This window comes from Coprobacter sp. (assembly GCF_982436375.1).
On record NZ_CEWDCG010000161.1, the window covers coordinates 1 to 7,030 of the forward strand.

The following is a 7,030-nucleotide window of genomic DNA, read 5'->3' on the forward strand; positions in this document are numbered from 1 at the left end:
TATTCGGGTTGGTGAATAAAATATTGAAACTCAATAAGATGAATAAAAGAACATTTGAAATTAAAAATAGACCAAAACAAACAAAATGTAATATTTTCGTATCTTTTCTTTTGGGAGGAGAGAAGAAAAACTTTCAGAAAAAATAGTACAAATTGTAATCTCTACTTTGCAAAAAAATCAATTTTTTTTTATCTTTGCCCCGTCTTACAGAACAATAGCGTGGAAGCATTCTTTAGAACACATAAATATCTGGTAGAGCATGTAAACTCTCCTGTAAAGAGAGAACTGATGCGGGAGATCGATTGGAGTCACCGGCTTATAGGTATCAAAGGCAGTCGGGGAGTCGGAAAGACTACGTTTTTGCTGCAATATGCTAAGGAAAATTTCGGAACCGATCGTTCTTGCCTTTATATCAATCTGAACCATCTTTATTTTACCGAACGGACATTAGTCGATTTTGCCGATGAATTCAGAATAAAGGGCGGAAAAACTTTATTGATCGATCAGGTATTTAAATATCCCGGCTGGTCAGAAGAGTTGAGATATTGTTATGACCACTTTCTGGAGTTGAAGATTGTTTTTTCCGGTTCTTCTGTGATGCGGTTAAAAGAGGAAAATCCTTTGCTTTCGGGTGTCGCGGATTCTTATAATCTGAGGGGATTTTCTTTTAGGGAATATTTAAACCTGATGGCGGGGACGGATTTTCCTTCGGTGAAGTTGGACGAGTTGTTATGCAATCATACGGTTATTGCATCGGAAATATGTAATAAAGTGAAACCTTTGGCATATTTTCAAGACTATCTGCATCATGGTTTTTATCCTTTTTTTCTGGAGAAGCGTAATTTCTCGGAAAATTTGATTAAGACGATGAATATGATGATGGAGGTGGATATCCTTTTCATCAAACAGATAGAACTTACTTATCTACCGAAAGTGCGTAAGCTTTTATATTTGTTAGCCGTAAATGCACCTTCTGCTCCGAATGTGAGTCAGTTGAGCAAAGAGATACAGACATCGAGGGCTACAGTCGTGAACTATATCAAATATCTGAAAGATGCCCGACTTATCAATATGTTGTATCCTGTTGATGAGGAATTTCCCAAAAAGCCGGCAATGGTATATATGCACAATACGAATCTGATGTACCCGATTCGTCCGGCTCAAGTAGAAGAGCAAGCGGTTCGGGAGACATTCTTTTATAATACCTTGCATAAGGATAACCGGTTGAATAAAGGAGAAAAGAATACGCATTTCCTTGTTAATCAGAAGTATAATTTTAAGATAGAGAGCGAAAACATACGGGGAAGAATAAATCCCGATATTTATTATACGATAGATCGTACCGAAATCGGCAGGGAGAATAAAATTCCGCTGTGGTTGTTCGGATTTTTATATTAATTTCAGTAATATTGTAATTGCATTTTTAAATTCTCAAATATATATTTAGAATATGACCAAACAAAAGAAAATGTTGACCTGTGATGGTAATCAAGCGGCTGCACATATCTCTTATATGTTCAGTGAAGTGGCTGCTATTTATCCTATCACACCCTCTTCAACCATGGCAGAATACGTGGATGAATGGGCTGCTGCCGGAAGAAAGAACATCTTCGGCGAAACCGTATTAGTTCAAGAAATGCAATCGGAAGCCGGTGCTGCGGGTGCTGTACACGGTTCTTTACAGGCCGGAGCTTTGACTACGACCTATACTGCATCTCAGGGATTATTGTTGATGATCCCGAATATGTACAAAATTGCCGGAGAATTTCTCCCTTGTGTATTTCATGTTTCTGCCCGTACGTTGGCATCTCATGCACTTTGTATCTTCGGAGATCATCAAGATGTGATGTCGACCCGTCAGACCGGATTCGCCATGTTGGCAGAAGGTTCGGTTCAAGAGGTTATGGATCTTGCCGGAGTCGCTCACTTATCGACTATTAAAGCTCGTGTGCCTTTCGTCAACTTCTTTGACGGATTCCGTACTTCTCATGAGATACAGAAAATAGAAATGTTGGAAAATGAAGATTTAGCTCCGCTAATCGATCAGGAAGCTCTTCAAGAATTCCGTAACCGTGCCTTGAACCCCGAAAATCCGGTGGCTCGCGGTATGGCTGAAAATCCGGATACTTTCTTCCAACATCGGGAGTCATGTAATAACTATTACGAAGCTGTTCCGGCTATCGTAGAGGAATACATGAATGAAATTTCGAAAATTACCGGACGTAAATACGGTCTGTTCGATTATTACGGAGCTGAAGATGCCGACCGTGTGATTATCGCTATGGGGTCTGTAACGGAAGCTGCCCGTGAAGCTATCGATTATCTGACAGCCAAAGGTGAAAAAGTAGGTTTGGTTTCGGTACACTTGTATCGTCCGTTCTCTGCAAAACATTTCTTGGCCGCTGTTCCTAAAACTGCAAAACGTATTGCCGTCCTGGATCGTACAAAAGAACCTGGCGCTACCGGAGAACCTTTATATCTGGATGTTAAAGATGTGTTCTACGGACAAGAAAATGCTCCTGAAATCGTAGGCGGACGCTATGGTTTGGGTTCTAAAGATACTACTCCGTCTCAGATATTGGCCGTATTTGAGAATCTTGCTTTGCCGATGCCGAAAAATAACTTTACTATCGGTATCGTTGATGATGTAACCTTTACATCTTTACCTCAAAAAGAAGAAATCGCCATGGGTGGCGAAGGTATGTTTGAAGCTAAGTTTTATGGATTGGGTGCTGACGGAACAGTCGGTGCTAACAAGAACTCCGTAAAAATTATCGGTGACAATACCGATAAGCATTGTCAGGCATACTTCTCTTATGACTCTAAGAAGTCGGGAGGTTTCACTTGTTCTCACCTTCGTTTCGGAGATAGCCCTATTCGTTCTACTTATTTGGTAAATACTCCGAATTTTGTCGCTTGTCATGTACAGGCTTATTTGCGTATGTATGATGTGACTCGCGGTCTTCGTGAGAACGGAACTTTCTTGTTGAATACGATCTGGAACGAGGAAGAACTGGCAAAGCATTTGCCGAATAAAGTAAAACGCTATTTCGCACAGAAAAACATAAGTGTTTATTATATCAATGCGACTCAGATAGCTCAGGAAATCGGTTTGGGTAATCGTACCAATACGATCCTGCAATCTGCTTTCTTCCGTATTACCGGTGTAATTCCTGTCGATCTGGCTATCGAGCAGATGAAGAAGTTCATCGTAAAATCTTACGGTAAAAAAGGTGAAGATGTTGTAAACAAAAATTATGCTGCCGTTGACCGTGGCGGTGAATATAAACAACTCACCGTAGATCCTGCATGGGCGAATCTGCCGGATGATGAAGTGCTGCCGAACAATGATCCGGCGTTCATCAACGAAGTTGTTCGTCCTATCAATGCACAAGATGGCGATCTGCTTCCTGTATCAGCATTTAAAGGTCTTGAAGACGGTACTTGGCATCAGGGGACAGCTAAATACGAGAAACGTGGTGTCGCAGCTTTTGTTCCGGTATGGACAGCTGAAAACTGTATACAGTGCAACAAATGTGCTTATGTTTGTCCTCACGCTTCTATCCGCCCGTTCGTTCTTGATGCGGCAGAACAATCAGGTGCGAATTTCCCGATGCTTAAAGCGGTGGGAAAAGCTTTTGACGGCATGACATTCCGCATGCAGGTAGATGTTCTCGACTGTTTGGGTTGTGGTAACTGTGTTGACGTATGTCCGGGTAATAAGAATGGTAAAGCTTTGGCTATGACCGATCTTGAATCTCAATTGCCTCAAGCTGCCAACTGGGAATATTGCATTAATAACGTGAAGAGCAAACAGCATCTTGTAGATATCAAGGCTAATGTGAAGAACTCACAGTTCGCTACTCCTCTCTTCGAATTCTCCGGTGCATGTTCGGGTTGCGGTGAAACTCCGTACGTGAAATTGATTTCTCAATTGTTCGGTGATCGTGAGATGGTTGCTAATGCAACAGGATGTTCTTCGATCTATTCAGGTTCTATCCCTTCGACTCCTTATACGACAAACGAAAAAGGTCACGGTCCGGCATGGGCGAACTCTTTGTTCGAGGATTTCTGTGAATTCGGTTTCGGTATGTATCTTGCCGTTGACAAAATGCGTGAACGTATCGTTAAGTTGATGAATCAGGCTATCGAAGGCGGTTGTTCCGAAGAAATGAAGACTTTGTTTACCGAATGGATCGCCGATAAGGAAAATACCGAACGTTCTATCGAACTGGAAGCTAAGATCACACCGATGGTAAAAGCTGCAGCCGATAAGTGTGAAATTTGTAAGGAGATCGCTTCATTGAGCAAATATCTCATCAAGAAATCTCAATGGATTATCGGTGGTGACGGTGCTTCTTATGATATCGGTTTCGGTGGGCTCGACCATGTTCTTGCATCCGGTAAGAATGTAAATATCCTCGTATTGGATACTGAAGTTTATTCGAATACGGGTGGTCAAGCTTCTAAAGCGACTCCGGTAGGAGCTATTGCTAAATTTGCCGCTGCCGGTAAACGTGTACGCAAGAAAGATCTTGGTTTGATCGCTTCTACTTATGGTTATGTATATTGCGCACAAATCGCTATGGGTGCTGATCAGGCTCAGACTCTGAAAGCTATTCGTGAAGCTGAAGCTTACGACGGACCTTCTATTATTATCGCTTATGCTCCGTGTATCAACCACGGTTTGAAGAAAGGTATGGGTAAAGCTCAGGCCGAAGAAGCTGCTGCTGTTGAATGCGGATATTGGCATTTGTGGCGTTATAATCCTATGCTCGAGGCAGAAGGCAAAAATCCGTTTACATTGGACAGCAAAGAACCGCAATGGGATAAGTTCCAAGACTTCCTGAAGGGAGAAGTTCGTTACGCTTCTGTAATGAAACAGTATCCGAACGAAGCCGCCGAATTATTCCAAGCTGCTCAAGATAATGCAAAATGGAGATATAATAACTACAAACGTCTTGCAAAACAACAGTGGGGTGTTGAAGTAGAAGATTGATTTTCATCTATGTTATATTGAAAAAGGGAGAGCATTATGTTCTCCCTTTTTATTTTCGGTAATAAATTTATTTGAGTTTTTTATAAGAACGATAGCGGGCAATCTGAAAAATGAAAATGAGAAGCAGACCGGAAGAAAATACAGAAATGACCTGATGATATTTTCTTATCGAAAATTTTGAATAAGCTCTTGGTAGAAGACTATGTCGTTTAGAATATCTTGAACCTTTTTATTTTGGACGAGAGGCAGAAGATCCGAAATAATCTTTGGATAAAATAAGATTTGATATGTCCCAAGCTTTTATTTGATCAGGTATAAGAGGAGAGTCGCTATTTCCGTATATCGATTTTTTGTCCCAGTGTACGGCACTGGATACGGGATATTGTAAAATACTGTGTCCCATTCCTCTCCATGAATAATTGTTCAAGCCCATGACATCGAGTAAAGTCGGGTATATGTCGATTTGTCCCATAATATTATTATAATTTAGAGAAAGTGGAGCATTTAGAATAATCATCGCGGTTTCTCTATCAGATAATTCTCTTTTTTTTCTGCCGTCTAAAACGTTTTTTCCTAATTCATCATGATCGGAGACGATGACGATGGTTGAACTTTTATATAAATTGTTCTTTTTCAGAGAATCGATAAAAGATCCGATCGCCTGATCTGTGTAATGGAATGCTTCCATGCAGTTTCTTACCGTAGGAGTGAATTGCTTGGACTCGGATATCCGGGTTCTGTTTATGGGAGTGTCATAAGGCATGTGTGTCGAGGCGGTTACGATCTGACAGAAGAAGGGCTCGGGCAAATTTTTTATGATCCTAAAACTTTGTTGCATCAGAGATTTATCGCTGATACTGCCACGTATCATATCGTCTTTTTCCAGACATCTTTTGTCATAGAGCGTGTCGAATGAGAAGGCTTTAGACATTTCTTTTTGATTCCAAAAGCTTCCGGCATCGCTGATGATATTGGCGCTATAATAGCCATAAGGTTTTAGGGCATCGGCTAATGACGGAAAATGCTTTGTTTTGCAGGTTGTTGCCGCTGCTCCTGATTGCAGAGGTAGAATTCCCGTATTGATCATAAGATGCCCGTCGCTTGATCTGCCGTCTTTTACTTGGGGAAGAATATGCAAAGCCGAAATAACAGAATCTTCTTTTATAAAACGGTTTAGGTTGGGAGTTATTTCGATTCCGTCTATGGTCCTGTTTAATAGCCATGAATTGAGAGACTCGACGATAATGATGATCAGATTTTTTCGGGGATGATCAAGAATCGTATTGTGTATTTGTTTTTTTTCTTTTGACAAAATGAACCGGTCGATATAGTTTTTTTCTTCTGGTGTTATTTTTTTTGAAGTTGTTGTCGCTTTAGTTAAAGTATAAACAAAGTAAGGAACAAGTCCGTTTGCTTCGACATAGAATGACGGTCCGAAAGATGCAGTCCATCTTATCCAAGGAGACGGTCGGTTCGGATCTTTTATTATCGCTGCTTTTAATGGTGTTGCAAGATACCCGAAAGAACAAATTATGAATATCATTGCACCGTAAGCGATACGTTTTGGGAGAGGTTCGTATGCTTCGGTATTGTTTTTATAAAATCCTAAGTACAAAAATAATAGTAGTATGGTGGGTAGAATGACCCATATATCTCCCGGATGAATAGATCCGATAATGCTTTTTATCAGCAACTCGGAAATGTTATCGAATAAAAAATAGGATGAAAAGGGCATTAGAGTCTGATATGTCCTGAAATACCATATTTGAGATAAACAAAATATATCCAAGAGAAATAATAAAATGAAAATTATCCATTTCCGTTTGTTCATGAGAAAAAAAGGAAGCATGAGCATACACGCATCGAACAGGCTTCTGAATTTTCTGACTACTAATGTAAATGCAGATGTTTCGTTTTGCATTATGTTGTATTGTAATATTTCTATGGATATTGCAGCGCAAATTGCAGTCAGAAAATAAAATAACAAAAGTCTAAAATTTATATTTTTAAAAAGATTAATGCTTATATAGG

At 40.1% G+C, this 7,030-nt stretch carries 3 protein-coding genes; 2 read left to right on the forward strand and 1 reads right to left on the reverse strand.

Annotation, left to right across the window (positions count from 1 at the left end; all coding sequences use genetic code 11):
* Positions 1-219: 219 nt before the first annotated feature.
* Together AC1WHX_RS09200 and nifJ are read left to right on the forward strand one after the other, a co-directional pair.
* Positions 220-1,398 carry an ATP-binding protein gene (locus AC1WHX_RS09200; RefSeq protein WP_303115551.1) on the forward strand — a complete coding sequence of 393 codons (1,179 nt, stop codon included), beginning with the start codon at positions 220-222 and terminating at the stop codon, positions 1,396-1,398.
* A gap of 52 nt (positions 1,399-1,450) precedes the next feature.
* The gene (gene nifJ, locus AC1WHX_RS09205; RefSeq protein ID WP_270214718.1) at positions 1,451-4,999 is read left to right on the forward strand and encodes a pyruvate:ferredoxin (flavodoxin) oxidoreductase; all 3,549 of its coding nucleotides are present in this window, start codon (positions 1,451-1,453) and stop codon (positions 4,997-4,999) included.
* Between the two features lie 229 nt (positions 5,000-5,228).
* Here nifJ and AC1WHX_RS09210 read toward each other — a convergent pair whose 3' ends face one another.
* Entirely contained in the window at positions 5,229-6,920 is a 1,692-nt protein-coding gene (locus tag AC1WHX_RS09210; protein ID WP_302544874.1) for an LTA synthase family protein, read from the reverse strand.
* Between the last annotated feature and the right edge of the window lie 110 nt (positions 6,921-7,030).

Excerpts from the sequence above, each read along its gene's own strand:
- nifJ (WP_270214718.1), top strand. The coding sequence starts at position 1,451 with ATGACCAAACAAAAGAAAATGTTGACCTGTGATGGTAATCAAGCGGCT.
- AC1WHX_RS09210 (WP_302544874.1), bottom strand. The coding sequence starts at position 6,920 with ATGCAAAACGAAACATCTGCATTTACATTAGTAGTCAGAAAATTCAGA.